The 26,225-nt window shown below is 61.8% G+C and carries 15 protein-coding genes and 2 pseudogenes; 11 read left to right on the top strand and 6 right to left on the bottom strand.

What is annotated here, in order from left to right:
- From IAE77_RS17070 to IAE77_RS17055, 4 genes and pseudogenes are all read left to right on the top strand, one after another.
- A pseudogene (locus tag IAE77_RS17070) lies at window positions 1–562 on the top strand (hypothetical protein); the annotation flags it as partial.
- A 70-nt stretch (window positions 563–632) separates the two neighbouring features.
- Window positions 633–2,609 (top strand): DUF1549 and DUF1553 domain-containing protein, encoded by a 1,977-nt coding sequence (locus tag IAE77_RS17065; protein WP_294228874.1) that lies wholly within the window; start codon window positions 633–635, stop codon window positions 2,607–2,609.
- 238 nt (window positions 2,610–2,847) lie between these two features.
- The gene (locus tag IAE77_RS17060; RefSeq protein WP_294228872.1) at window positions 2,848–4,197 is read left to right on the top strand and encodes a DUF1501 domain-containing protein; all 1,350 of its coding nucleotides are present in this window, start codon (window positions 2,848–2,850) and stop codon (window positions 4,195–4,197) included.
- A 270-nt stretch (window positions 4,198–4,467) separates the two neighbouring features.
- On the top strand, window positions 4,468–5,133 hold the full coding sequence (locus IAE77_RS17055) for a hypothetical protein (RefSeq protein WP_294228869.1): 666 nt from the start codon (window positions 4,468–4,470) through the stop codon (window positions 5,131–5,133).
- Window positions 5,134–5,232: 99 nt separating this feature from the next.
- Here IAE77_RS17055 and IAE77_RS17050 read toward each other — a convergent pair whose 3' ends face one another.
- The 3 genes and pseudogenes from IAE77_RS17050 to IAE77_RS17040 form a co-directional block, all read right to left on the bottom strand.
- The gene (locus tag IAE77_RS17050; protein ID WP_294228863.1) at window positions 5,233–6,645 is read right to left on the bottom strand and encodes a N,N-dimethylformamidase beta subunit family domain-containing protein; all 1,413 of its coding nucleotides are present in this window, start codon (window positions 6,643–6,645) and stop codon (window positions 5,233–5,235) included.
- Window positions 6,646–6,677: 32 nt separating this feature from the next.
- On the bottom strand, window positions 6,678–7,430 hold the full coding sequence (locus IAE77_RS17045; protein ID WP_294228859.1) for an SDR family NAD(P)-dependent oxidoreductase: 753 nt from the start codon (window positions 7,428–7,430) through the stop codon (window positions 6,678–6,680).
- A gap of 18 nt (window positions 7,431–7,448) precedes the next feature.
- A pseudogene (locus tag IAE77_RS17040) lies at window positions 7,449–7,910 on the bottom strand (FKBP-type peptidyl-prolyl cis-trans isomerase); the annotation flags it as partial.
- Window positions 7,911–7,983: 73 nt separating this feature from the next.
- On the opposite strand from IAE77_RS17040, the gene IAE77_RS17035 reads away from it, so the two are divergent.
- The 5 genes from IAE77_RS17035 (at window position 7,984) to IAE77_RS17015 (ending at window position 14,316) form a co-directional block, all read left to right on the top strand.
- Window positions 7,984–10,701, top strand: coding sequence for a DUF1592 domain-containing protein (locus IAE77_RS17035; protein ID WP_294228853.1), 2,718 nt, complete (start codon window positions 7,984–7,986; stop codon window positions 10,699–10,701).
- Window positions 10,702–10,778: 77 nt separating this feature from the next.
- Window positions 10,779–11,768: a Gfo/Idh/MocA family oxidoreductase gene (locus tag IAE77_RS17030; RefSeq protein WP_294228851.1), complete on the top strand. Its 990-nt coding sequence runs from the start codon at window positions 10,779–10,781 to the stop codon at window positions 11,766–11,768.
- Window positions 11,765–12,727, top strand: coding sequence for a Gfo/Idh/MocA family oxidoreductase (locus tag IAE77_RS17025; protein WP_294228848.1), 963 nt, complete (start codon window positions 11,765–11,767; stop codon window positions 12,725–12,727). The genes IAE77_RS17030 and IAE77_RS17025 overlap by 4 nt, the downstream gene beginning before the upstream one ends.
- Window positions 12,724–13,533, top strand: a complete 810-nt coding sequence (locus tag IAE77_RS17020) for an aldolase/citrate lyase family protein (RefSeq protein WP_294228845.1) — start codon at window positions 12,724–12,726, stop codon at window positions 13,531–13,533. The genes IAE77_RS17025 and IAE77_RS17020 overlap by 4 nt, the downstream gene beginning before the upstream one ends.
- Before the next feature lie 6 nt (window positions 13,534–13,539).
- Entirely contained in the window at window positions 13,540–14,316 is a 777-nt protein-coding gene (locus IAE77_RS17015; protein WP_294228843.1) for an SDR family oxidoreductase, read from the top strand.
- Here IAE77_RS17015 and IAE77_RS17010 read toward each other — a convergent pair whose 3' ends face one another.
- From IAE77_RS17010 to IAE77_RS17000, 3 genes are read right to left on the bottom strand one after another with little or no spacing between them, the layout of a single operon-like run.
- Entirely contained in the window at window positions 14,317–15,219 is a 903-nt protein-coding gene (locus IAE77_RS17010; RefSeq protein WP_294228880.1) for a kelch repeat-containing protein, read from the bottom strand. It abuts the gene before it with no gap.
- 7 nt (window positions 15,220–15,226) lie between these two features.
- On the bottom strand, window positions 15,227–15,781 hold the full coding sequence (locus IAE77_RS17005; RefSeq protein ID WP_294228840.1) for a hypothetical protein: 555 nt from the start codon (window positions 15,779–15,781) through the stop codon (window positions 15,227–15,229).
- The gene (locus IAE77_RS17000; RefSeq protein ID WP_294228838.1) at window positions 15,778–16,263 is read right to left on the bottom strand and encodes a hypothetical protein; all 486 of its coding nucleotides are present in this window, start codon (window positions 16,261–16,263) and stop codon (window positions 15,778–15,780) included. The genes IAE77_RS17005 and IAE77_RS17000 overlap by 4 nt, the downstream gene beginning before the upstream one ends.
- A 156-nt stretch (window positions 16,264–16,419) precedes the next feature.
- Here IAE77_RS17000 and IAE77_RS16995 point away from each other — a divergent pair, with 156 nt between their 5' ends.
- Together IAE77_RS16995 and IAE77_RS16990 are read left to right on the top strand one after the other, a co-directional pair.
- Window positions 16,420–17,892 (top strand): sodium/solute symporter, encoded by a 1,473-nt coding sequence (locus IAE77_RS16995; RefSeq protein WP_294228835.1) that lies wholly within the window; start codon window positions 16,420–16,422, stop codon window positions 17,890–17,892.
- Window positions 17,893–18,067: 175 nt separating this feature from the next.
- The gene (locus IAE77_RS16990; RefSeq protein WP_294228831.1) at window positions 18,068–26,224 is read left to right on the top strand and encodes an immunoglobulin domain-containing protein; all 8,157 of its coding nucleotides are present in this window, start codon (window positions 18,068–18,070) and stop codon (window positions 26,222–26,224) included.
- Window position 26,225 lies beyond the last annotated feature (1 nt).

The raw sequence follows: 26,225 nt of genomic DNA, 5'->3' as shown, positions 1-26,225 counted from the left end.
GCCCACCGCCATCAGCGGTCGCGAAAGCCAGGCCGCCATGTGGGCGCTGCTGAAGCTCGCCGCCGCCACCGGCGACAAAAAATACCTCGCGCCCGTCGCCAAGGCCATCAACTACCTCCGCACCGTGCTCCTCCCCGGCAACAAGCTCGCCCGCTTCTACGAACTGCACACCAACAAGCCCCTCTACTTCGAGCGTGGCCCCGGCGGCAAAGGCTTCGAGCTCACTTACTCCGACGCCAAAGCCTCCTCGAACTACGGCTGGGTCTGGGACAGCGAACTCGACGCCCTGCAAGCCGCCGGCAGCCAGATCCCCCGTGGCGAGCCCGTCACCTTCCCCCGCACCGAAAAAGAACGCTGGTCCTCCCCACCCACCGACGCCGATATCGCCACCATCTTAAAAGAACAAGCCCCCAACGGCTCCTGGCCCATCACCGACGACGACCGCGGCATCATGCGCGATGCGAACGGCAAAAAAACCAAACCCACCGGCGGCGTCCTCTACAGCCTCGACTTCGTCCAAAACGTCAAAGCCCTCAGTGCATGGCTGAAGGCGAAGAAGTGATCCAAGCCTTCAAACCACGAATGTTCACGAAGGTGCACCAATGATCTCAATCCAACATTCTGAACCATTCGTGAAGCTTCGTGCCCATTCGTGGTTCAATCTTCCGGGACTCAAGTCACACTCACTCTGCGCCTTTCCCATCTCTGTGGTGGTCCTTCTTGTCGCCTGCTTTTCTCTTCAAGCCGCAGAGAAATACGAGAACCCCACGCCGTGGTCCTACCAGCGCCTCCAGCGCCCGGCCATTCCGACCACGAAAGACACCGCGTGGCCGAAGGACGACCTCGACCGCTTCATCCTCGCTCGTCTCGAAAAGGAAAACCTCCGTCCCATCGGCGATGCTTCGCGTGCGACGCTGATTCGCCGCGCGTCCTTCGATCTGCGTGGCCTTCCGCCGTCTCAAATGGAAATCGAGGCCTTCCTGCGCGATCCTTCGCCTGATGACATCGCCTTCGCGAAGGTCGTGGACTCATTTCTTCAATCCGAACGCTTCGGCGAGCGCTGGGCACGGCACTGGCTCGATGTCGTGCGTTATGCGGACAGCGTCGGTCGCGTGTGGAATGCGCCGTTTTTGTATGCGGCGCGGTATCGCGACTGGGTGATTGATTCGCTCAACGAGGACAAGCCCTACAATCGCTTCGTCGCCGAGCAGATCGCGGGCGATTTGCTCCCGGCGAAGACTGTGTTGCAGCGCCGCGATCAAATCGTCGGCACCGGCATGCTCGCGCTCGGCAGCATGAACGTGCAGGAGGGCGACTACGAGCAATACCTCCTCGATCAGGTCGATGATCAGATCGACGTCGTCGGCCGCGCCTTCCTCGGCCTCACGCTCGCCTGCGCCCGCTGCCACGATCACAAAACGGAGCCCGTCACCATGCGCGATTACTACGCGCTCGCCGGCATCTTTTACAGCAGCCGCACGCTCAGCGGCACGCCGAACCGCAATGACGGCGTCGCCGGCGGTTACGTCAGCCCCGAGGCGCTCGTCGATCTGCCCACCGAGCTCGATGAAGCCGTCGGCCCGCCGCAAAAACTGCCCGCAGGCATTCACTCGATGGATGACATCCGCGAGCTCGGCAATCCGAAGCAAACCATCCGCTACGACCACGATCCGCACTTCTGCATGGGCGTCATCGACGGTGAAATCAAAGACTGCGAGATCGCCATCGGCGGCGACCCGCATGATCGCGACACCGCGCCGAATCGCGGCGAATTGAAGCTTCCCGCCTTGCCACCGATGCCGAAAGTGCCCGCGCAAAGCTCCGGCCGCCTCGAATTCGCCCAATGGCTCACGCAGCCCACGCATCCGCTTACCTCCCGCGTCATGGTGAACCGTCTCTGGCAGCATCTTTTCGGCGAAGGCCTCGTGCGCACGCCCGATGACTTCGGCATCACCGGCGCCGATCCCACGCATCCCGAGTTGCTTGATCATCTCGCCATCCGTTTCGTCACGAATGGATGGAGCGTGAAGAAAATGATCCGCGAGATGATGCTCAGTCACACTTACAGACTCGCCACCACCGGCAATCCCGAGCATCCCGATGCGGGCAACAAACTGCGCTGGCGTCAAAACCCGAAGCGCCTCGAACTCGAACCCCTGCGCGACACTTTGCTACAACTCGCCGGTCAACTCACCTTCGACCGCCCCGAAGGCATCCAAGTCGCCGGCACGGGTGGCAAAGGTCGTCACGGCATCACACGCGGCTTGCTCGGCATCGAGGAACCGTATCGCACGATCTACCTCCCCGTCGTGCGCGACAACATCCCTGAACTCTTCAGCACCTTCGACTTCCCCGGCCCCACCCAAATCAAAGGCCAGCGCGACGTCACCACCGTCGCCCCGCAGGCCCTGTTCTTCATGAACAACCCGTTCGTCGAACAACTCGCCGCCCAAATCGCCGACAAAGCCGGAAAAGACACGAAAGCCATCTACAAGCTCATTTTGGGCCGCGATCCCACCTCCGAAGAACTCACCGACGCACGCGATTTGGACGACCAAACGCTCGTGCAGGCGCTTCTGGGCACCGCTGAGTTTCGATACGTTTTCTAGCATGACAAACTTCTCGATAGCACCTGGCACTATCGCCTTCGCGGCAGCGTCGTGGAGTGCGTGCGGCAGAGATGCCGGAGCCATCCGGCATCGGCGACGCCGCTGTCGAGCGTCCACAGGTGTTCGGAAGCCAGTCCGGCCATCGAAAGCGGTGCCGTCGATGCGAGGCTTCGTCCTCGCATCTCTGTCACCGCACTCCACGACGCTGCCGCGCTCTACTTCACGCCAATAGCCCCATATGACCACTCGCCGCAATATTCTTCAATCCACCAGCGCAGGCTTCGGCTGGCTGGCGTTCAATGCGCTGCATCAGCAGTGGGCTTCGGCTGCGGCACCGCCGAAGACGATCAATCCGCTCGCGCCGAAGGCTCCGCATTTCGCGGCGAAGGCGAAACGCGTGATCTTCATGTTCATGCAGGGCGGGCCGAGCCATCTGGATACGTTTGATTACAAACCGGAGCTCGTGAAGGCCCACGAGCAGAAGGTGGCGAAGTACATGGGCGCTGCGTTCGACTTCAAACCGCGTGGCAAGAGCGGGCTCATGATTTCCGACGCGTTTCCTGAGCTTTCGAAGCACGCGGACGACCTCTGCATCCTCAACGGCATGCAGACACGCACGAACGCGCATCAAATGGCCACGGTGGCGCTGCACATCGGCAGCGAGACCTTTGTGCGGCCCTCGATGGGCGCGTGGATCGTTTACGGCCTCGGCACCGAGGCGGAGGATCTGCCGGGCTTTGTCACCATCAATCCTGTGGCCGATACCGGCGGCGCGATGAACTATGGCAGCGCGTTTTTGCCCGCGAGCTTTCAAGGCACGCGACTCAGCACCACCGGCGGCGGCGTTCCCGATCTCTCCAACGGCCGCCTCAGCGACGCGAAGCAGCGTAAGCAGATCGAATTCATCCAAAAAGCCAATCGCAGGCTCCTCGCGGGCGATCCGGGCAATCCCGAGGTCGAAGGCATCATCCAGAGCTACGAACTCGCCTATAAAATGCAGACCAGCGTGCCCGACGTGCTCGATCTCGACAAGGAGCCCGCGCACATCCGCGAGCTCTATGGCCTCGACAACGGCGACACCGAGCGCTTTGGCACGCAGTGCCTCATGGCGCGTCGGCTCGCGGAAAAAGGCGTGCGCTTCATCCAGCTCACCAGCACCGGATGGGACCATCACCAGCAGCTCCGCGAAGGCATCACCCGCCAGGCCACATCCATCGACAAACCCATCGCCGGCCTCATCGCCGACCTGAAGCAGCGCGACATGCTCAAGGACACCCTCATCCTCTGGGGCGGCGAATTCGGCCGCGGATCGAGCTACGACAACGAACCCTACAACGGTCGCGGACACAACGGCCGCGGTTACACCATGTGGATGGCCGGCGGCGGCGTGAAAGGCGGCTTCGCCTACGGCAGCACCAACGCCATGGGCGACACCGCCGAAACCGGCATCATCACGACGCATGATTTGCACGCCACGGTCCTGCACCTCATGGGCATCAATCACGAACGCCTCACCTACCGCTACTCCGGCCGCAACTTCCGCCTCACAGACGTGCATGGCGAGGTGGCGAAGGACATTCTGGTGTGATTTTGCGCGGCAGCGTCGTGCGGTGGCAAGCCTTGGCGCGACACCGCTGTCTCCCGCCAGGTGAGTTCCTTGGGCCCAAGAGCATTCTCCGCGATCGACGGCGTTGTCGCCGATGCAAGAGCTTGCGCCTTGCATCTCTGCCCACCCCACGACGCCAATGCGAGAAGCGGCGCAAAGGCCTGGGTAGTCTTCCTGCGGGCGTCCCGTCAGGTTCTCATCACGGGAATTGAGGTTGGCAACCGATCCAAAGCCGAACACCTTGCCCCTCAGATGAACGTCGAAGAAGCCCCTACCCCGGTCGCCGTTTCCCGTCGCCTCTCGGGCAAGTTGTTCGGACTGCTGACCTTGGCCGCCCTGGAGCTTTGGATATGGTTTAACATGGTCGGACTGGATTACGAGCGCGGTGATCTGTTTCCGTTCACCACGGCCCACTGGTTTATCATCGGACAAATGTTGATGCTTCCGTTCTTTGGAGTCGTTGCCTGGATCTCGGCACTCCTGTTCAACCGCTGGCCGACAGTTCTGCGGCTTCTGGTGCCGGGTGGTCTCGCCGTGTTGATCGGGCTGGCCATCCATGACGCCCTGCCTGCCCAGCGCCTGAAGTGGCTCATCGGCCCCAAGCTCGCGCAGCATGCCCTGGCCCGGCGTATCGAACTAGGTGACTCGCATGGCGATGGACAGTGGGCCTATGGTGTCTTGCAGATCGACACCGCTTTCCAAGCCACCTTACTTGAGGCCCAAGGCTTCGAGACGTTCAAGCCGCCTTTTGACGACTATGTCGTCTCAGGCAGTCCCGAAGAGAAGGCTCTTGCCACGAACCGCGACACGTTCTTTAAGAGCAAGCGTCTGGAACTGCGGATGAGCGAGGACGGCAAATGGTGTTTCTTCCACTACAGCGAATTCGTCCCCCGGGTGGCGTCTCCAGCCGAGCGCTGAGGATTTCCTGCTCGCCAACCATCTTCTGGTCTTTGGCGTCGAACGAGGGCCATGCTGAAAACCTCAAACCTGCCACGTTGACGCGAAGGTGGGCGACTTTTAAGTGATGGCCCGCTTCAACAGATTCGCCGTGATGCGCTGCACGCGCTCGTCCGTGCCATGCGGACGTGAGTAGTGACTCCACACCGGCATGTGACCGGGCGGCTTGCTCAGGCCCTGCGCCCACCAGATGGTGGAGGCGTTGAAGATGAAGTTTCCCTTCGGACCATCGAAGATGACCGCCTGCCACTGCTGCGGATTCTGCCCCCCCTGCCAGCACGTGCCTCCGCCCAGAATCTCAAGCCCCGGCAGATCCTTGGGTGCATCGCCGTGATACTCCCAACCGATCATGCCGGGGATGATGTCACCTTTTTTCATGCCGGTGCCTGCAAAGACCCAGTGTTCGGGTTTCGTGCAAATCCAATCACCGCCGCCGTTCACGGGATCGATGTTGCGCACGCCCATGAGATAGCCTTCATCCGGGCCCCGATGCGGATACGGGCCGTGCTCTTTCTCGCGATCCACGGCATACGTGTAGTCACCGCCATACGGACCGCCGCGGAAGATGCGGCGGTTCGGCACGCCATCCGCGTTTTGAGAGAACGGTGTCACCCAGCACACGGAATTGCCGGAAAGGAAGAGCAGATTGACGCCTGCATCTCGCATCTTTGCCACGCTGTCGTGCTGACGGATGTCCCAATACTCGTCGTGGCCGATGCTGATGAAGGCCTTGCACTTCAAACCGTGATCTGGCGTGATCATGTCGGCGTTCGAGCAGTAGGTGACGTCGTAGCCCTCCTTCTCCAGCCAGTAGGCGGCGGGAAACTCGAAGCACAGCCACTCGCCACTGCCCACGGACTGCGGGTTCGTGTAGATCTGCGCATAGTTGGCGTAGGGCCGGTCGAAGCTGACATCCGACCACGGCCCCTGATTGCCCTTCGGATCGGTGTAGAGCGAGTAGTTGTCCGGCCACCTGTTGTAAGCCTGCCAGGTGTTGTCGCTGCACTGGAAGAGAATGTCCGCCTTCCGATCATCTGTGACGATGAAAACGATGTAGCTCTGCCAATACGGCTCGTCCTTCGAGGCGGGCAAAGTCGTCAGCCGTCCGAGATACACGCCGCTCAACCAATCGCCCGGGATCGTGAGCGAGGTCGATTTCTCCCAGCGGCATTCGCGCAGGCGTTTCTCGCCGATGTCCGGCACTGGCTGCTCTTTTCCACCGAAGGGGCCGAGCTCGGTCATCAAGCGAGCGCCTTTGCCGCCGTAGTAACCCGTGCGGAAGATCTCGATCTTGAAACGGGATGAAGGCTTCGTGCTGACGAAGATGTCGAGCGTCTCACCAGCTTTCACGGACTGCCGCGAGCAGTAGCCTTCGATCAGCGGCGAGCGAAAGCCGCTGCCATCGAGGCGTAGGCGAGTGAGCTGCCAGTCGTTCAAGCCAGGCTTGGCGTTTTCTTCGGTGATCAGGGACATGCGCAGAATACGCGCACGTTGGCTGAAACTGATCAGTAGGTCGCTCTGCCGCCGGACAAATCGAACACCGCACCCGTGGTGAACGAGCAGTCCTCAGAGCTGAGCCACGCAACGAGTGCGGCAGCTTCTTCCTTCTTGCCAAAGCGGTTCATCGGGATCTTCGACAGCATGTAGTCGATGTGCTGCTGAGTGAGCTGCTTCAGGATGTCCGTCTCGATGACGGCAGGCGTCACCGCGTTCACGATGATGTTGCTGGTGGCGAGTTCCTTGCCGAGCGACTTGGTCAACGCGACCACACCTGCCTTCGAGGCGCTGTAGTGCGCGGCGTTCGGATTGCCTTCCTTGCCGGCGATGGAGGCGATGTTGACGATCCGGCCGTAGCCGTTCTTCAGCATCTGCGGCACCACTGCGCGGCAGCAGTGGAAGGGGCCGTTCAAATTGATCGCCATCACACGCTGCCACTCGGCGGGATCAGTTTCCCACGTCTTCGCGTTCGTGCCGGCGATGCCTGCGTTGTTGACGAGGATGTCGATTTTTCCAAAGGCACCGAGTGTCGTCGCCACGGCAGAGTCCACGGATGCAGGATTGGTGACATCGACCGTCGCCGTGTGTACTTTCCCAACGATCGAAAGCCCGACCTTCGCGGTCTCCAGAGCCGCTGCGTCGAGATCCCACAGGCAAACACTGGCACCAGAGGCCAGCAGTCGTTCAGCGATGGCGTGTCCGATGCCGCGTGCGCCACCGGTGACGATGGCAACTCTGTCTTTGAGATCGATTTGATTCATGGGCCGGAACAATCGCGCCTAGTCCTCCCAGACTTTCAGCAACTCCACCTCAAAGATGAGGGTTTCGTTCGGTCCGATGTCGATTCCAGAGCCGCGTTTGCCGTAGGCGAGTTCTGACGGGATGAAGAAGCGGAACTTCGCGCCCTCCTTCATGAGTTGGACGCCTTCCTGCCAGCCTTTGATCACGCGCTTGAGCGGAAACTCCGCCGGTTCGCGGCCGGCGAGGTAGGAACTGTCGAATTCAACGCCATTGAGCAAGGTGCCGCGATAGTTCACGACCACGGTGTCCTTCAGCTTGGGGCTTGGACCGGCGCCTTCGCGAAGCACCTCATACTGCAGGCCGCTGGCCGTTGTGGTGATGCCAGGTTTGCTGGCGTTTTCTTGCAGGAAGGCTTTGCCGGTTTCGAGGGCGGTTTTGGACATGGCGGGAAGTTTTTGGGCGGCTGTTTTCAGCGCAGGATCTGTCAGACGCAACCGCAATTCACGCATTGGTTTCAGCGAAATCCAAGGCATGTTCCAGACGTAGTAACCGCACCCCCAAACTCCACTTTTCATGCTCCGCCGCCTAACCTTCGCGTGCATCGCCCTGCCCTGCCTGCTTTCCGCCGCCGAACGCGGCCAGGACGCCTATCATCAGCGCATCCTGCCGCTGCTGCAAAAATTCTGCTACGACTGCCACGGCGACGGCACGGACAAGGGGGACTTCGCCCTGGACGAGTATGCGGAGTACTCCAAAATGATCGCGGACAAGGTCATGTGGGACCATGTCCGGCAACAGATGGTCACCCACGTGATGCCGCCGCAGAAGAAGGACCAGCCCAGCCTGCCGGAACGTGATGAGATGGTCGCCTGGATCGACAACACGGTGTTCTGGTTTGATCCGGCCAAGGTCGATCCCGGCCACGTGACCTATCGCCGCCTGAATCGCACGGAGTATAACAACTCGATCCGCGACCTGCTGATGGTCGATCTGCGTCCGGCGAGCCAGTTCCCGCCCGACGACACCGGCTATGGCTACGACAACATCGGTGACGTGCTCAGCGTCTCCCCGCTGCTGATGGAGAAGTACATCCGGGCGGCCAAAACCGTGGCCGAGAAAGCCATGGACACCTCCACCATCGACCGCCTCGATCTGGAGCTGGGAGCGAAGAAGTTCTGGAACCAGAAGGGCGAGACCAAGGAATGGGAGGGCATCCGGTGGTTTCACAGCAACGCAGACGCGGCGACCAAGTTCACCGCACCGGCCGAAGGTACTTATGAACTGAAGTTTCGAGTCTCCGCCACCCAGGCAGGCCCCGATGCCGCCAAAGTGGCCATCCGTGTGGACGAAACGGAGTTGGGAACCTTTGACGTCACCGCCCGCTATCACGGCGACAAAGGCCCCTGGCAGACGATCCGGCAGCAAATCCCTCTCAAAGGTGGTGAACACAAGATCGTGGTGCGCTTCCTCAATGATTTCAGCGATCCCCAAAATCCTGATCCCGAGAAGCGCGACCGCAATCTGGCGCTGGACAAGATCGAGATCGACGGCCCGAACGGCCTACTGCCGCCACGCGGCACCCGTCTGGTGCAGTGGCTCCTGGATGGCAAGCCCGCCGGACTTCCCGCCATGAAGCTCAGCGGCGAGGACTTTGAAAACGGCGAAGGCACCGCCAGTCGCGACACCGGCACGATCGAACTGGCCACCAGCGGGTACGTGAAGCATGCGGTCGAGCTGGAGAAGCCGGGCAAGTATCGCTTCATCGTCAAAGCGGGCGCCCAGCAGGCAGGCGCAGAGCCGGCCAAGTTCGACGTGCGCATCGGTGGCAAAAACGCCGGATCGTTCGCCATCACCGCCAAGAATCAGACGCCGCAGTGGTTCAAGGCCGAGGCAGACCTGCCTGCGGGCAAACACGAGCTGCAAGTCTGGTTTCTGAACGACTTCTACGACGAAAAAACCCGTCAGGACCGCAATTTCTGGCTGCACCAGTTCACCGTCGAAGGTCCCCTCGACCAACCCGCCGGCATCGATAACGCGGCACTCCCTGCACTCGTGGAGAAACTCGGCACACGACTTTTCCGTCGTCCCATGACCGGCGGCGAGAAAAGCAAATGGACCGGCGTGGCCAGTCTCGGCATCAAGGAGGGCCTTCAGCCGCTCGACACGCTTAGCTACGTGCTGCGTGGCATGCTGGTGTCGCCCGCGTTCCTCTTCCGCAGCGCTCCACAGCCCGTGGGTGAGGTGAGGTCAGGCATCGCCTTGATCGACGAGCACAGCCTCGCCTCACGCCTGTCTTACTTCCTCTGGGCAGCTCCGCCGGATGACCGGCTGCTGCAACTGGCCGCCAAAGGCGAGTTGCGGAAGAACCTCGCAGCCGAATTCAAGCGCATGATCGGCGACTGGCGCTCCTACAGCCTCACCGAGGACTTCGCCGGCCAGTGGCTGCAGCTTCGCGACATGGACATCGTGGGGCCCGACACACGCCGGTTCCCGGATTGGAAGGGCGGCATCGCATCGCTGATGAAAAAGGAGTCGCAGACCTTCTTTGGACACATTTTGAACGACAACCTCAGTGTCATCGAGTTCCTCAACGCCGACTACACCTACCTCAACGACAAGCTGGCCCGCTTCTATGACATCAAGGGCGTGAAGGGGGACAAGTTCCAGAAAGTGTCCCTGCAAGGCACCCCACGCGGCGGCATCCTCACGCACGGCAGCATTCTCACGCTCACCTCGACGCCGACGCGCACTTCCCCGGTGAAACGCGGCAAGTATCTGCTGGAAAACATCCTCGGCACACCGCCACCACCCGCGCCAGGAGGTGTCGCTCCGCTGGACGAAAAGAAAGCCGCCTTTGGCAAGCTCACGCTGCGTCAGCAGCTCGAAGAGCACCGCAGCAATGCGTCTTGCGCCGGTTGCCATGCCTTCCTCGACCCAATGGGGCTCGCGTTTGAAAACTACGACGCCATCGGCCGCTGGCGTGATCAGGACAAGAAACTGCCCATCGACGCTTCTGGCAGTCTCGTCCGCGGCCAGGCCTTCCAGAACCTGGTCGAGCTGCGTGCCCTGCTCGTGCGCGAGATGAGCGATCAGTTCGTGAAAAACCTCGCGGAGAACCTCCTCATCTACGCCTTGGGCCGTGGTTTGGAATACTCGGACAAACCGACCGTCGATGAGATCGTCCGCCGCGCCAAGGCCTCCGGCAATCGCTTCCAGGACATCATCTTCGCTGTCTGCGAGAGTGTGCCGTTTCAAAAGATGCGTGTGACGCAGGCCCAGGCCTCGGAGTGATGTCCGGTTTTGGTTATTTGAGCAGACCAGCGTTTTGACCTTTGAAGCGCTGAAGCCTCCGCGTTTACTCGGCCCACATGCATTCCATTCTGATCATTGGCTGCGGCAGCATCGGCGAACGCCACCTGCGCTGCTTCCAAAAAACCGGCCGCTGCGAAGTCAGCGTGTGTGATGCCAATGCGACGCTGCTGGCGGATGTCGCCGCCCGCTACGCCGTCCGCTCCTTCGCCAGCCTGCGTGAGGCGCTCGACGCTCAAAAGTTCGACGCGCTTGTCATCTGCACGCCCGCCCACACGCATCTCGCCATCGCTCGGGAAGGTGCGGCGCACGGCGCTGCCCTGCTTATCGAGAAACCCCTGTCGGTGACACTCGATGGCATTGAGGAAACACGGGCGGCGATCACCCAAAGCGGCCGTTTCGCCGCTGTGGCCTACGTTTATCACTGCTTCCCCTGGGTTGCGGCCGCACGGGAGTTTTTGCAGGCCGGAACGCTGGGCCATCCGCTGCATGCAAGCGTCGTCGCGGGCCAGCACTTCCCCACTTTTCGTCCAGCTTACCGCGAGATCTATTACACGCGCCACGAAACCGGCGGCGGAGCCATTCAGGATGCTCTGACGCATCTGGTAAACGCCATGGAGTGGATGATCGGCCCGATGACACGCGTGTTTTGCGATGCCGCGCACCAGCATCTGGAAGGCGTGACCGTGGAGGACACCGTGAACGTCACCGCGCGTCATGGGCAGGCCATGGTCAGCTACGCCATGACGCAGTTTCAGGCCTCGAATGAAGCCGTCCTCCAGATCCACTGCGAAAACGGCAGCGTGAAGATCGAATCGCACCTCCAGCGCTGGGGACACATCAACCGTGGGGACAAGGACTGGACCTGGCACACCACGCCGCCGCTGGAACGTGATGACCTCTTCATCGCCCAGGCAAATGCGTTTCTCGACGGCATGGAAAGCAATGCCTGCCCTCTGAGCACCTTTGACGAGGCCGTGCAGACGCTGCGTTTCAACCGGGCCGCGCTTCAATCCGCCGCCACAGGCCTCCCCATCGACCTTCCATGAGCACGACTGCCAAAGAGCTGCGTCTGGCGATGCTCGGCATGATCGAGGGGAACGGGCATCCGTATTCCTGGTCGGCCATCGTCAATGGCTTCAATCCTGCAGCCATGGCGGCTTGCCCGTATCCGGCCATTCTCGATTATCTCGGCAAACAGCCCGTCGAAAACGTCCGTGTGCCAGGCGCACGCGTGACACACCTCTGGACTGACGATCCCGCCGATGCGCCCAAAGTGGCCGCCGCCAGCCTGATCGAGAACATCGTCGCCCAGCCCGAAGATGTGATCGGTCATGTCGATGCCGCCATCATTTCGACCGACGATGGTGACGACCACATCCGCCGGGTGAAGCCTTTCATCGAGGCCGGACTCCCGGTCTTCGTGGACAAACCGATGGCCACGAACGTTCCTGATCTGCGCCGGTTTGTGCAGTGGCACAAGGCAGGTGCCATCATCCTTTCCACCAGCGGCATGCGCTACGCGCCGGAGATGCGTTTGAGCGACGAACAGCGCACCCAGCTCGGCGATCTGCGCTGGGTCACCAGTTTCACCTGCAAAACGTGGGAACGTTACGGCATTCACGCCCTCGAAGCCGTCGAACCGCTGCTTGGCACCGGGTTTGTCACCGTCCAGGCTCACAGCGACGCCGGTGGCGACGTCATGCACCTCACCCATCGCAGCGGCGTGCGCGTCACCATCGGGGCGATTCACGACGCCTACGGCAGCTTTGGCGCTGTCCATCTCTACGGCACCAAAGGCCAGCTCCCGCTCCGCCTCACCGACACCTACAATGCCTTCCGCGGCCAGCTTGTCGCCTTCATCGACATGCTCAAGACGGGCACACGTCCCCTGCCCTTCGACGAGACCGTCGAGCTCATGGCCGTGATCATCGCCGGACGCCGCAGCCGTGAACAAAACGGCGCCATCATCCACATCGCTGACATCCTTTCCGAAGCCAACTCATGAAACTCCGCCCCTCCCGCATCCTCCGTGAACTCCGCGCCGGTCAAAACAGCACCGTCTTGAAGCTGAACATGAATGACCCGCGCATCGTCGAGCTGGCGGGCCTTTCAGGAGCCAGCGCGGTCTGGCTTTGCAACGAGCATGTGCCGAATGACTGGACCAACGTCGAGCATCAGGTCCGTGCGGCCAAGCTTTACGACATGGACACCATCGTCCGCGTCAACAAAGGCGGCTACAGCGACTACATCAAACCCTTCGAGTGCGACGCAACCGGCATCATGGTGCCACACGTCACCAGCGCCGATGAGGCACGCAACGTCGTGGACATGGTTCGCTGCCGTCCGCTCGGCAGCAAGGCGCTCGACGCCGGCAACATGGACGGCCTCTTCTGCCAGGTGCCGCTGGCAGACTACGCCCATCACTGCAACACCGAGAAGTTCGTCATCCTCCAGATCGAAAGCCCTGAAGCGCTCGAAGTCGTCGAAGAGATCGCCGCCGTGCCGGGATTCGACATGCTGCTCTTCGGCGCGGGCGATTTCAGTCACCGCATCGGCAAGCTCGGCCAGGCCACGCATCCTGAAGTCGTCGCCGCACGCAAGAGAGTCGCCGCCGCCGCCGTCAAACACGGCAAATATCCCGCAGTCGCCTCGCTGTTTGGTCAAAAAGACCAACTCATGGAGGAAGGCACCCGCGTCTTCACACTCGGTGCCGATGTGCTCGAACTCGGCAGTGCCTTCAAAAGGCTCATCAGCGACTTCGGCGGCGCTTCCTCCGCGAGTTCGAGCGATTCCATCTACAAATCCAAGTAAGCCGTCATGTCCGCCGATCTCTTCTCCCTCAAAGGCAAAACCATCCTCCTCACTGGTGGCGCTGGGTTGTATGGCCGTGGTTTGGCCGCCATGCTGGCACAAACCGGCGCGAATTTGATCCTCGCTGCCCGCGATGTGGGCAAGCTTCAGATCGTCGCCGATGAAGAGCAGGCGAAGGGACATCGGGTGACCGCGGAATCACTCGATCAAGGTGACGAAGCTTCAGTCCTCGCGCTCGCAGAACGTGTGCATGCGCGTTTCGGTGCTCTCGACGGCCTCGTGAACAACGCCGTGCTCCGGCCGATGAAGGGCGCGAATGGCGCTGCGGAGCAGTTCGCCGAATCCATGCGCGTGAACGCCACGGGCGTCATGCTCATGCACCGTCACTTTGGCCAGAAGATGGCCGGAGCAGGCCGCGGCAGCATCGTGAACATCGGCAGCATCCAGGGCATGATCGGCCCCAGCTACGAGCTCTACACCGGCACGAACATGGGTGACATGCCGCCCGACTACTTCTTCCACAAAGGTGGCATGGAGAACCTCACGCGCTTCTACGCCGCGCTCTACGGCCCGAAGAATGTCCGCGTGAACAACCTTGCTCCGGGCGGCTTCTTCAACCACCAGCCGGAGCCCTTCCTGCAACGCTACTGCGACCACACCATGCTCGGCCGCATGGCCGACGACACCGATCTCGGCGGCGCAGTCATTTTCCTGCTGAGTGATGCTTCCAGATACATCACCGGCGTGAACCTGCCGGTCGATGGCGGTTACACGGCCAAGTGATCACTTCAAAAGCTCCGCCACGGGGATGCGGAAGAACTTGTCCGTGCGCGACTGCTTCTTGTCCTCGCCACCGAGGCAATAGACAAAGCCGTCGAGCTTCACCAAGGCCACCATCGCCGCATAGGGCAGTGGCTTCGCCGGCTTGTAGCTGTCCCTTCTCACATCGTAGATGAACGCATCCGTCGTGAATTCCTCCGCGAATCCGCCCGCGATGTAAATCAGGCTCTCATCAAGCGCCACAGCAGCCATGCCACGTCGTGCGACCGCCAACGGCTTGAGTTTCCGCCAAACGTTTTTCGCAGGCGAGAAAGCATACGACTCGATCGTGTTCATGATCTGCTGCGCAGCATGGTCATAGTTCATGCCGCCAAAGACAAACAATTCATCTCCAACAACGGCGGACGCAGCCACGGCGAAAGGTTTTCCAGGATAATCGGCCACCTTGCTCACCTCCCAGTTTCCCGACACCCACTCGACCATGTGCGTCGCACTCTGCACGCCAGCTACGTTCAAGGCATCGTCAGTGCCGCCCGCAATGACATACCGGCTTCCCACCGCTCCTCCTGCCGTCAAAACCGTCGAAGCGGGCAGTTCCGACAACCGGATGGTTGAAAGCTCTTTCACAGGCTGCTTGCCATCACTTCCTCCGAGATAAACGAAGCCATCGCCGATTTGCATCCCTGCTCCATAGGCCACCGGATTCTCCAGTTCCGTCACCTTCGTCCAAGCCTTCGTTGCAAGATCATAGGCATGAATTGCCTTGAGCCAGTTCTTCTTCCCACCTTCCCAATTTGTGCCGCCAACAACCACAATCTTGCCGTTGGAGACCCCGCACATAAAACCACCGTTCGGCTCCGGCATGGATGGCAGCGCCTCCCACTCGGCGTGAGCCGTGGAAAGCATCACGCAGCTAAGAAACAGCCGTTTTGTCATCAGGATCAGTCGCTCGTTCATAGTGGTCAGTGTGGTCAGAGTTCCAATCGGGGCGCAATCGCACATCGCCTCTACCGCTCAACGCAGCCGGAGCACTGGCCGGCGTGGCATCGCTCTTGCGGCGCATTTCCCACCAGCACTGACCGCAGTGGTTGTGCTCGTGATCAATGACGAACCCCGCCGTCTTCATCAACGGACCGATCCATCCCATGCAGTGGTCACAGTAGTCACGATATTGCTCCAGACCGTTGTGGATGAGAAAACCCTTCGAGGGGCACTCGTGCATGTCGATGCGGAAGACATCCTCCGTCACTGTGCGCTCATAGACTGCACCTTCATCAGCCAATGTCGGCCCCCAGTATTCTTTCATGCCCTCGATCCCCTTCCCCATGATCAAATAGACCGCATGGGTCTGCGAATCGCGATGGATCGCCTCGTCCCAGTAGGCTTTGACCAAATCATGACCGCCGAGCTGGCGCAGCCACTCAAACGTCCACTCGTAGTGCCCGCAGAAGTCGTAGCAGCCGATCATGACGCCGTGGCGATGTCCTCCAGGTTTTGCGGCGGCACTTCCGCCGTTTGCTTGATGAAGCGTTGAGTGCAGCTGCCATTGCCACCGCACACGCGCACCGTCATGCCCGCAGGTTCCGCGATGGCTTCGTTCACAAAGTAACAGTGCTGGCAGAACTCCGGCACGATCTCACGTCCATGTTCGCGCAGATGCCGGATCGCCGGACAAGTCCTGACTTGAAGTCGCACTTCATCCTCGGATTCGGTCACTTCCACCTCCGCGCCCGGCTCCGCTTTGAAGAAAGTCCGCCAATACTCCGCCACTCCAGCCATCCCACGTTCCCGCCAGCGCCCGGAGACCGGGTTGTAATAGCTGCTGCCGATGTCCCGCCAGTACTTCCGCAGCGTCTCCTCGCCGTGATGCCGAAGAATGAAGCGGAATGTCGCGTTCACCGCCATGTAGAAATCCGCGTGTCCCACCGGCTTCGTGTCGGTGTATGGCATGGCGGAAGGGATGGACACGGTGTCTGGCATGGCCTCGGATCACTCAGGAAGTCGGACTCAATACGCGCCAACTTTCCATCGTCGCGCGGGATTGACTGGCATGCTAAACAAACCAGGAAACACATCGCCCACCGTCCGTTAACACGCCTTCGCAACATGTCCGCAACCTTCTCCTGGCTCGATTACACGATCTTCGGCGTTTACCTCGCCGCCTCGGTCAGCGTCGGCCTGCTCTCCGCCCGTGGCTCGAAATCGCTGGGCGACTACTTTCTCGCGGGTCGCGGGATGAGCAGCATCCTCGTGGCGATGTCGATCCTCGCGGCGCTGTTCTCCGGCATCAGCTACCTCGCGGGTCCGGCAGATGTGTACAAGAATGGTTTCGCGTTCGCCTACATCGTGCTGGCGTTTTTCATCGCCACGCCCTTCACGACGCTCTGGATGCTGCCGAAGTTTTATCAATCACGCTACTTCACGGCCTATCAGTTCCTCGAAGAGCGCTTCTCACTGTCCACGCGACTGCTCGCGTCCGGTCTATTCATCTTCCGCGTGGCTTTGTGGCTCGCGGCGGCCACTTACGCGCCCGCTTTGGCACTGGAAAAGGTCACCGGCCTGCCGCTGTGGCTCACCATCCTAGCTTCCGGCACGCTCACCACGCTCTACACCGCGCTCGGCGGCATGCGGGCCGTCATCTGGACGGATGTGATGCAGCTCATCGTGCTCTTTGGCGGCCAGCTCATGATTGTCGTCGTGGCATTGGGAAAAATCCCCGGCGGCCTCGGTGGCATGTGGGACACGGTGGTGGCTGATGGCCGCATGAATTTGAGTCTCTCCTTCAATCCCGCCGAACGCGTGAACCTCGGCGCGATCCTCATCGCCGGCGCCTTCCTGCACCTCGTGCAAATGGCCACCGATCAGGTCAGCGTGCAGCGCTACCTCAGCGCCGGCAGCTTGAAGGAATCGCAGCGCTCGCTGTGGATCAAACTGTGGTTCGTGCTGCCGGTGCTGGTGCTCTTTTACGGCACCGGGCTCGTGCTCTACGCGTTCTACAAAACGCACGGCGATCCTCTCGCGGCCGGGTTGATTCAAAAGGAAGATCAGATCCTGCCTTACTTTGTCGTCACGCAATTGCCCGCCGGTCTTCCCGGCCTGCTCATCGCGGCGATCTATGCCGCCAGCATGTCCACCATCAGCGCCGGCTTGAACTCGCTTGCCTCCGCCACGGTGATCGACTTCCAACAGCGCATCTCCGGTGTCGCCGATGGCGCGGCTTCAACAAAGGTAAGCAACGCCCGCTGGATCACCGTCGGCTACGGCGTGCTCGTCATGGCGCTCGCCTTTGCCGTGTCGGCGATGCCGGGCAATCTCGTCGAGTCCGTGAACACCGTCATCGGTCTCGTCGGCGGGCCACTGCTCGGATTGTTCTTCCTCGGCATGTTCACAAAACGTGTCACCGCACGCGGCGCCCTTACAGGCTGTTTCACAGGATTTGCCGTCCTGCTCGGGGTCTTTCTATATCAAAATGGATGGTTCACGGCGGAAAAACCTGTGCAGCTCGTCTCTTTCGTCTGGTTTAGCCTGCTTGGTTGCCTCACGGCATGCGGTGTAGGCCTGGCCGCCTCACGTCGCTAAGTGAGATGTTGGATTGAGCGACTGCGCCTGTGCAATTGTGGTCCTGTTCAGATCACAAATGGCTCATCTCCGGAGATTGAAGCTGGTTCGTTTCCTGCTACTGGCTCGCCTGCCATTTTTCATGAGACTCTCCATATCCCTTCGTTCGTTGCTTGGTTTTGTTGTTTCAATTCTGATGCCAGTGACTGGATGGGCGACTGACCCGACTCTGGACCCGGCTTTCACGACGACGATCAGCCCGGGGATCACTCCGGATTCGTATCCATCCTTCAGCGGAGGCACAGGCGCGGTGAATGCGGTCGCGCTGCAGTCGGATGGCAAAATCATCGTGGGCGGGAATGTCTCGCGTTATCAGGCTCCGCCGGCGGGTTCGGCGATGACTTCGCTGAAGCGGTTGAATGCGGACGGCACGTTTGATTCGGGTTTCAATGCGTTCGCCTCGACGCTGGCGGACACGCAGGGCCAGACGGAGGTGAACAAGATCCTCGTGGTCGCTGGCGACAAAATGTACGTCGGCGGCGTGTTCCAAAGCTACCAGAGCACCTCGCGCAGCGGCATCATGCGGCTGAATGCGGATGGATCGCTCGACTCGGGCTTCGATTTCGGCGGCGTGTCGAACAGCGTCGCCTTTGGCGTGCGATACGTGCTGGCGATCGCGGAGCAGGCGGACGGCAAAGTGCTTGTCGGCGGTGCTTTCAATCGAATGACCTCCGGCAGCGTCTTCGCGGCGGCGAATCTCGTGCGCGTTGACAGCCTCGGGGCGCGGGACACGACCTTCTGCAACAACGTGAACGTGTCGCTGGCAAATAGCAACGCGGTGCAGGATCTCGCGGTGCTGCCGGATGGCAAAATCCTCGTGGCGGGGGCGCTGACCAAGCCGGGTGGTGGTGGAACGCCGTTGTTGGTGCGTCTGAACGCGGACGGCACGCTCGATCAGTCCTTCACCGCAAACTGGGCGCTGGAGTTTGGCGACATCGACGAGCTGCTGGTGCTGCCGGACGGCCGCATTTTGATCGGCGGTGATTTCACCTTTCCCGGGACGACGGCGAACCTGAATTTCGCGTGCTTGAACGCGAGCGGCAGCGTGAACACGGCCTTCATGGCGAATGTGGGCAGCGGGCCAAATGGCTGGACCGGTGGCGAGCTCGCGCTGCAGCCGGACGGCACGATTTTGGTCGGTGGTATCTTCAATCGCTGGAACAACCAGCCGCGGGCCTCGATCGCGCGGCTGAATGCGGATGGCACGTTGGACGCGGCGCTGGCGGTGCCGCCCTACACGCTGGTGCAGGGTCAGTATCTCACGCACACCTATTCCTTCGCGGTGCAGCCGGATGGCAAGCTCGTGATCGGCGGCTGGTTTGACCACATCATCGACACGGCGGTGGAAAGCTACAATCTGGCGCGCATCACGAATGAATACGCGCCGGGACAGCCGGGCACGTTGCGCATGGTTTCCGCGACACGATTGACGGCGGAGAATGCGGGCACCGTGGAGCTCTCGGTTTCGCGTTTCACCGGGCTGACGGGCGCAGTGGGCGTTTCTTATTCGATCACCGCGGGCTCCGCGGTGGAAGGCACGGACTACACGGCGGTGAGCGGCACGCTGAATTGGGCGGATGGCGATGGCAGCCTGAAAACGATCACGGTGCCGATTTTGCAGGACGCGGCGCAGGATGGCGCGCGCACGTTCACCGTGACGCTGAGTTCGCCGACGGGCGGTGCCTTCCTGCCGGGTGCGGGCACGTCCACGCTGGTCACGATCCTCGATGACGATGCCTTGCCATTCATCACGCTGAATCCGCAGGCGGTCAGTTTGGAGCAAGGGGCCAGCTTCACGCTGAGCACGGCCTTTGACAGCGTGCTGAGCGCCACGGTGAAGTGGCAGATCGACACCGGCTCCGGCTTCACGGACATCCCCGGGGCCACGAGCACCACTTACACCGTCACCAATGCCAGCGCGGCGACGCATGCGGGCACCTACCGCGCGGTGGTGACGAATGCGAACGGCTTCACGAACAGCGGCACCGCGGTGGTGTCGATCTCGATCCCCGCAGGCTCCATCGTGAATGCGTTCGCGCCGGGCTCGGGCACACCCATCGTGACCACTGCGCATGGCGTGAGCATCGACAGTGCCGGGCGCTACTTGATGCTCTCCACAACGGCGCTGCGTCGCCTGGGCACGGATGGTGTTTTGGAGCCCACCACGAGCTTCGGCATCAATGTCAGCGGCGGCACGTCGGTGCTGGCCATGCCGGACGGACGGGCGATCGTCGCGGGCAATCTTTCCATCCCCTACACACACCTGCCGAGCAACACGACGTCGAATCTCAGCACCCGAATTTTCCGCGTCAACAATGACGCCACCGGCACCATCGACTCCACGTGGTCGGTGTTTGTGAACGGGCCGGTCACCGCGCTGGCGCTCGGTAACTCGGCTAAATTCTACGTTGGCACCTCCGCCGCGGCGACCTCCACGAACGGCATCCAGCGTTTCAACGCCGATGGCACGACCGACGCGACCTGGGTGCCCACGGTGAACACGATCGCCGCAGGCACGGGAGCCACGGTGGTGCTCATTCGCGAGCTCGCGGATGGAAAGGTGCTCATCAGTCATCGCCACGGCAGCACTTCCAGCGGAACCTACCGACTGACGCGCTTGAACTCCAACGGGACCATCGACACGACGTTTGGCACGAATGGCAGCATCGACTTTGGCACCAGCAACTGGGTGAACGGCCTCGATGTGCTGCCGGATGGCCGCCTCGCGGTCTCGGCGCGGTTTAACACGGACTTCTTCACGCCGGGGCAGCGTTACCTGGCCATCCTGAATGCGGACGGCACCCGCGACACCACGTTTCAATTCGCCACGGGCGTGCTGAATGGGAATCCGAACGGCGTGATCTATCGCGATGGCCGTTTGTTTGTGTTTGGTGCTTTCACCACGGTGAATGGCAACACGCAGGCCGGGGTGATGCGTGTGAATCTCGATGGCTCCATCGACAGCAGCTTCTCCGCTGGCACAGGCATCGCTGGTGGCGCGGTTTCGGTGAATGCAGCGCGTTACACCACCACGGGCGAGATTTTCATCGCGGGCGGATTCACCTCTTATAAAGGCGTGGCGCGGAATTCCGCCGCGCTGATCGTGGGGAACCCGCAAATCGGCACGCTGGGCTTTGCGCCGCCGCGTGTGACCACGCTGGAAGAGGCTGCGACGCTCACGCTGACGCTGAAACGCTACGGCGACAGCACGCAGGCCGCATCCATCGACTGGGCGACGGTGGATGGCACCGCGACCGCCGGTGTGGACTATGTTGCCGCGAATGGCACCGCCACCTGGGCCGCGGGCGACGCCGCTGACAAAACGATCACCATCACGAAGCTCAACAATGCCTCCATTCACGCGAATCGTGTCTTCACCATCGCGCTGAGCAATCCAAGCGGCCCTGCGGGCGCTGGAGCACCGGCGACGGTCACTTTGATCGACGACGACACGCCCGTGACGATCAACACGCAGCCTGTGGCCTCCACCGCGCTGTATGAATCGCAGGCGCTAACGCTTAGCGTGGCCGCCACGAGTCCCTCCGCGCTGTCTTATCAATGGTATCTCAATGGCGTGGCCATCAGCGGAGCCACTTCGGCGACTTACAGCGTGCCTGCGGCTCTGTTGGCGAATGGCGGCGTGTATCATGTGCGCGTGACGAATGCCTCCGGCACGTATTTGAGCACGCCGTCGCTCGTCTCGGTGCGTCCGCAGCCCGGCAGGCCCGCGGCAGGGCAGGCGACGCTCGGACGTCCGGCCTTCGGTTCCGCGCCAACTGGCATCGTCGTCGGAAATGATGGTCACGCCTACATCGGTGGTTCATTCACCGCGAATGCGGTCGCGAATGTGCCGCAGTCCTACCTCATCCGCGTGAAACCGGACGGTAGCACGGACACCAGCTACACCTACGCGCCCGGCGCGAACATCACCGCGATGGCGAAGCAGTCCGATGGCAAAATTTTGATCGCAGGTTCCTTCACCGGCCGCGTGCGCCGTCTGAATGCCGACGGCACCGTCGATACCGCCTTCACCACGGCGCTTGGCAGCTCCATCCCGGCTGTGGTGATCAATGATTTCGCCTTCGACTCGCTCGGACGCATTTATTTGGGCGGAGCGTCCTATATCGCACGCCTGAGCTCCACTGGAGCGATCGATTCCGGCTACGCACCGGCCGTGAACAACACGGTGCTCGCCCTCGCCGTGCAGCCGGATGACAAACTCATCGTCGCCGGCTTTTTCAGCTCGCTGGCTGGCTCGGCTGCCTCGCGCCTCGGCCGCTTGAACACGGATGGCACGCGTGATGCCGCCTACACCGGCTCGCTTGGCGGCACCACGACGCCGAATGACCTGCTCGTGCTCGCGGATGGACGTGTGCTGCTCGCCATGGGCGGCACCACCACGCTCATCGAGCTCTCCAACACCGGCTCGCAGATCTCCAACATCGCGGGCACCGATCAGGTCTTCCAGATCGCGCAGGCGCCCGGCGGCAAAATTCTCGCCACACGCACCGGCACCTCGGGCACGGGCCGTGTCTTCCGTTTGCTCGGCACGAATCCGTTCCCGACTCCCGGCTCCAGCGATGGTGACAGCACCTTCTCCATCGGCACCGGGCCGGATGCGGATGCGCGTGTGCTCACGGTGGCACCCGATGGATCGGTTTGGATCGCGGGGCTGTTTTCCTCCTTCAACAGCGTCGCCACCTCCGGTGTAGTGCGTCTGAATGGAGATCCACTCACGCCGGGCATCGTCACGCAACCCGCCACCACCGGCGTCGCGCCTGGAGACACGGCGTATCTCGGTGTCGGCACCTTTGGCAGCGGCTTGACCTTCCAGTGGTTCAAAAACGGATCGCTGCTGAGCGATGGCGGAAACGTCTCCGGAGCCACCACGGCCGTTTTGACGCTCAGCAACGCCACCACGGCCGATGACGCCGACTACACCGTGCAAGTCACCGGCGCGACCACGCTCACCTCCGCCGTGGCGCATGTTTACGTGCTCGGAGCGCCCGTGGTGCATGCGCCGCCGGTCGCGACGACGATCTACGCGGGCCAAAACACCTCGCTCAGCGCTCAAGTGTATGCGCAGGCACCCGCGACGTATGTTTGGAGGCGCGATGGCGTCATCGTGACCGATGGCGGCCGCATCAGCGGTGCCACGACGGCCACGCTGACCTTCACCGGTGCTCTCGCGACCGATACTGGCAGCTACACGCTCACCGTGACGAACGGACTCGGCACTGCGACGACCACGCCGGTCTTCCTCCTCGTCAAACCGGTGCCGTATGAACGCGTGCCCGCTCTCGCCAGCATCACCGCGAGCAGTTTTGTTACCGCGCTCTACTCGCTGCCGGACGGACGCGTGCTCGTCGGCGGGTCCAGTGTGATGAATTTCACTGGCGGCGCAGGCAGCACGAGCAACAACAACACCTCGCTGGCCCTCGTGAGGCCGGATGGAGCCTACGACACGAATCCGAACGTGAACGCCAATAGTGCCATCAACGCCATCGCGCGGCAAAACGACGGCAAGTGGCTCATCGGCGGCCAGTTCACCACCGTGAATGGATTCACGCGCAACCGTCTCGCCCGCCTGAACGCCGATTTCACGCTCGACACGACTTTTGACCCAGGAACCGGCCCTGGCGGCCAGGTCACGTCGTTTGGGATCGACAGTGCCACCGGCAAAATTTACGTCGGAGGTGCCTTCACCAACTGGAACGGCCTCACCGGCGCTGGAAGGCAGTATCTCACCCGCGTGAACAGCGATGGCACGCTCGACACCGCCTTCACTCTTTCCATGACAAGCACTGTCTTCCGCATCCAGCCGCTCGCGGGAGGAGATTTCCTCATCTCCGGCAGCAACTTCAGCGTCCAGCGCATCACGGCGGCCGGAACAGCGGCGGCGGGCTTCTCCGGGCCGTTTGGCATCGGGAATGATCTCGCGCTCACGCCGGATGGCAGCCAGTTTTACATGGGCTGGCAGGGCTCGCCCTACCTGCGCCGCTACTCCACCGCCACCGGCACAGAGGACACCAGCTTCACACCTTCGCTGAATGGCGCGGTGAACAAGGTCAATGTGCAGGCTGATGGCAAACTGGTGCTCAACGGCACCTTTACGCTGCCCACGGCTTCCCCTGGACGCCTGCTGCTAAACGGCACGGCAGACCTTACGTTCAGCGCGTCGGCAGCGCTCGGCAGCACCGTCACCGCCTGCCTGGTGCAGCCCTCCGGCCGCATCTGGCTCGGCGGCAGCTTCAGCCAGACCTATGGCAGCAGCACCGCCAGCCGGCTGCTCATTCTGAATGGCGATCTTCCTGCGCTGGCGTTTGAAAGCCATCCCGTCACCGCGCAGGTCGAAGGCGGCCAGACTGCCACCTTCACCGCGAGTGTCGCAGCTTCCTCGCCTGTGACGTGGCAGTGGTTCAAAGGCACCACACCGTTGAGCAATGTCGGACGCGTCAGCGGAGCCACCTCACCTACGCTGAGCATCGCCAACGTCATCCCCGGCGATGAAGGCCTGTATCATGTCGAGGCCACGAGCACCGTCTCCGGCACGATTGTCTCGGTGGATGCCGAACTGATCTACCTCGGTGCTCCCGAGGTGCTCACCGCGCCTCTCGGCGGCGTTTCCGAGGCCGGATTCAGCCGCACACTCACCGTGCAGGCCCGTGGCGCAGCGACTTTGACGTATCAGTGGTTCAAAGGTACTGCCAGCAGCCCCATCGCCGACATCCCCGGAGCCACCGGCCCCAGCCTCACGCTATCCACGCCCACGCTCGCCGATACGGCCTACTACGGCGTGCGCATCACGAACGGCCTCGGCATGGTCACGACCACGCCGGTGCTTGTGACCTTCGCCGCTTACGCCGCCAGTCCCGCCGGCCTCACGCTGCCGTCATTTAACAACAACCAGGTCCTGGATGTGATCCCGCTTGCAGACGGCGGCTTCATCACGGTGGGCAGCTTCACCAGTCTCATACCCGTGGGCAGCACATCCGTGACGCGGCGTGGTCTGGCGCGTTTCAATAGCGCCGGCGCCTTGGACACCAATTTCCCGCACAGCACCGCCTCGGTGACCATCACCGACATCGTGCGCGACTCACAGGGCCGTTTTATCTTCGTCGGGAACTATGTGCAGCTCGCCACCACCGGAGGCAACGTCTCGCGCTTTAGCATCGCCCGCATCGACTCCAGTGGAGTGCTGGATACCGGCTTCAACAGCCAGCTCAGCGCGGCGCTGACCAATCTGAGCGTGGTCACCGTCGATGCCTCCGACAACGTGCTCGTCGGCGGTGGCTTCACCAATTTCGCAGGCGCGACCGGGGCCAACTACCTCGTGCGCCTGAACGCGGCCGATGGCACCCGCGACACGGGCTTCACCGCCGCCGTCACCAGCAGTGTGAACTGTGTGCAGGTGCTAACCGATGGGAAATTGCTCGTCGGCACTAGCATTGGCCTCGTGCGCCTGAATGCGAACGGCACCGCAGACGGCACCTTCACCTACAGCGGCGGCCTCGCGGTGACCGCCATCGCCGCGGTGCCTTCCTCGACCGATCTGATCCTCACCGGCAGCAGCGGCGCGGTGCAGCGCATCACGGCGAACGGCACGCTCGTCACGCCGTGGCCCGCCAGTGGCACGATGGCGAATGCCACCGTCACAGATTCGCTTGCCGTGAATGGCGGCTACTTCATCGCCGGTGCCTTCAGCAGCTACAACAGCACCACCGCGAACTCCTTGGCACTGCTCAACAGCAACGGCACGCTCAACACCGCCTATGCCAGCGCGGCGGGGAGCGGCTTTAGCAACTCCGTGAGCTGCCTCGCACAGGACAGCCTCGGCCGCCTGTGGGTCGGCGGTGCCTTCACCACCTATCGCGGCGTCACCGCCAACCGCCTCATCGTTCTCAATGGTGTGGACACCATCCCCGCCGATCCCGGTGCTCCCGTGGACAACTTTGTGACCTTCCTCAACAACGCTGCCGTGCCCGTCGGACAGCAGGGCTATCTTGACGATCCGGATGGAGATGGCCTCAGCAACCTCCTCGAATATGCCCTCGATCTCTCCCCGATGATCAGCAGTCCTCAAATCCAAGGCGTGGCTGCATCGCCCCTGTTCACCTACACGTATCGCCGCGTCAGGCCCGAGGTCACCTACGTCGTCGAAGCCTCCTACGATCTCATCAACTGGAGTCCCTTGGGAGTGGATCAAGGCACCCCGCTGCCTGACGGCACCACCACAGCCAGCATTCCGTTTTCAGGGCCGCCCCGTTTCCTTCATTTAAAGGTCACTCGCTGAC

Origin of the sequence: Prosthecobacter sp. (assembly GCF_014879935.1) — a bacterium.
Taxonomy (GTDB): domain Bacteria; phylum Verrucomicrobiota; class Verrucomicrobiia; order Verrucomicrobiales; family Verrucomicrobiaceae; genus Prosthecobacter.
The sequence above is the reverse complement of the archived record's forward strand: the minus strand, read 5'-3'. Positions and strand labels throughout refer to the sequence as shown.

Coding starts and splice junctions, on each gene's coding strand:
- IAE77_RS17060 (WP_294228872.1), top strand. CDS start 2,848: ATGACCACTCGCCGCAATATTCTTCAATCCACCAGCGCAGGCTTCGGC.
- IAE77_RS17055 (WP_294228869.1), top strand. CDS start 4,468: ATGAACGTCGAAGAAGCCCCTACCCCGGTCGCCGTTTCCCGTCGCCTC.
- IAE77_RS17050 (WP_294228863.1), bottom strand. CDS start 6,645: ATGTCCCTGATCACCGAAGAAAACGCCAAGCCTGGCTTGAACGACTGG.
- IAE77_RS17045 (WP_294228859.1), bottom strand. CDS start 7,430: ATGAATCAAATCGATCTCAAAGACAGAGTTGCCATCGTCACCGGTGGC.
- IAE77_RS17035 (WP_294228853.1), top strand. CDS start 7,984: ATGCTCCGCCGCCTAACCTTCGCGTGCATCGCCCTGCCCTGCCTGCTT.
- IAE77_RS17030 (WP_294228851.1), top strand. CDS start 10,779: ATGCATTCCATTCTGATCATTGGCTGCGGCAGCATCGGCGAACGCCAC.
- IAE77_RS17025 (WP_294228848.1), top strand. CDS start 11,765: ATGAGCACGACTGCCAAAGAGCTGCGTCTGGCGATGCTCGGCATGATC.
- IAE77_RS17020 (WP_294228845.1), top strand. CDS start 12,724: ATGAAACTCCGCCCCTCCCGCATCCTCCGTGAACTCCGCGCCGGTCAA.
- IAE77_RS17015 (WP_294228843.1), top strand. CDS start 13,540: ATGTCCGCCGATCTCTTCTCCCTCAAAGGCAAAACCATCCTCCTCACT.
- IAE77_RS17010 (WP_294228880.1), bottom strand. CDS start 15,219: ATGCTTTCCACGGCTCACGCCGAGTGGGAGGCGCTGCCATCCATGCCG.
- IAE77_RS17005 (WP_294228840.1), bottom strand. CDS start 15,781: ATGATCGGCTGCTACGACTTCTGCGGGCACTACGAGTGGACGTTTGAG.
- IAE77_RS17000 (WP_294228838.1), bottom strand. CDS start 16,263: ATGCCATACACCGACACGAAGCCGGTGGGACACGCGGATTTCTACATG.
- IAE77_RS16995 (WP_294228835.1), top strand. CDS start 16,420: ATGTCCGCAACCTTCTCCTGGCTCGATTACACGATCTTCGGCGTTTAC.
- IAE77_RS16990 (WP_294228831.1), top strand. CDS start 18,068: ATGCCAGTGACTGGATGGGCGACTGACCCGACTCTGGACCCGGCTTTC.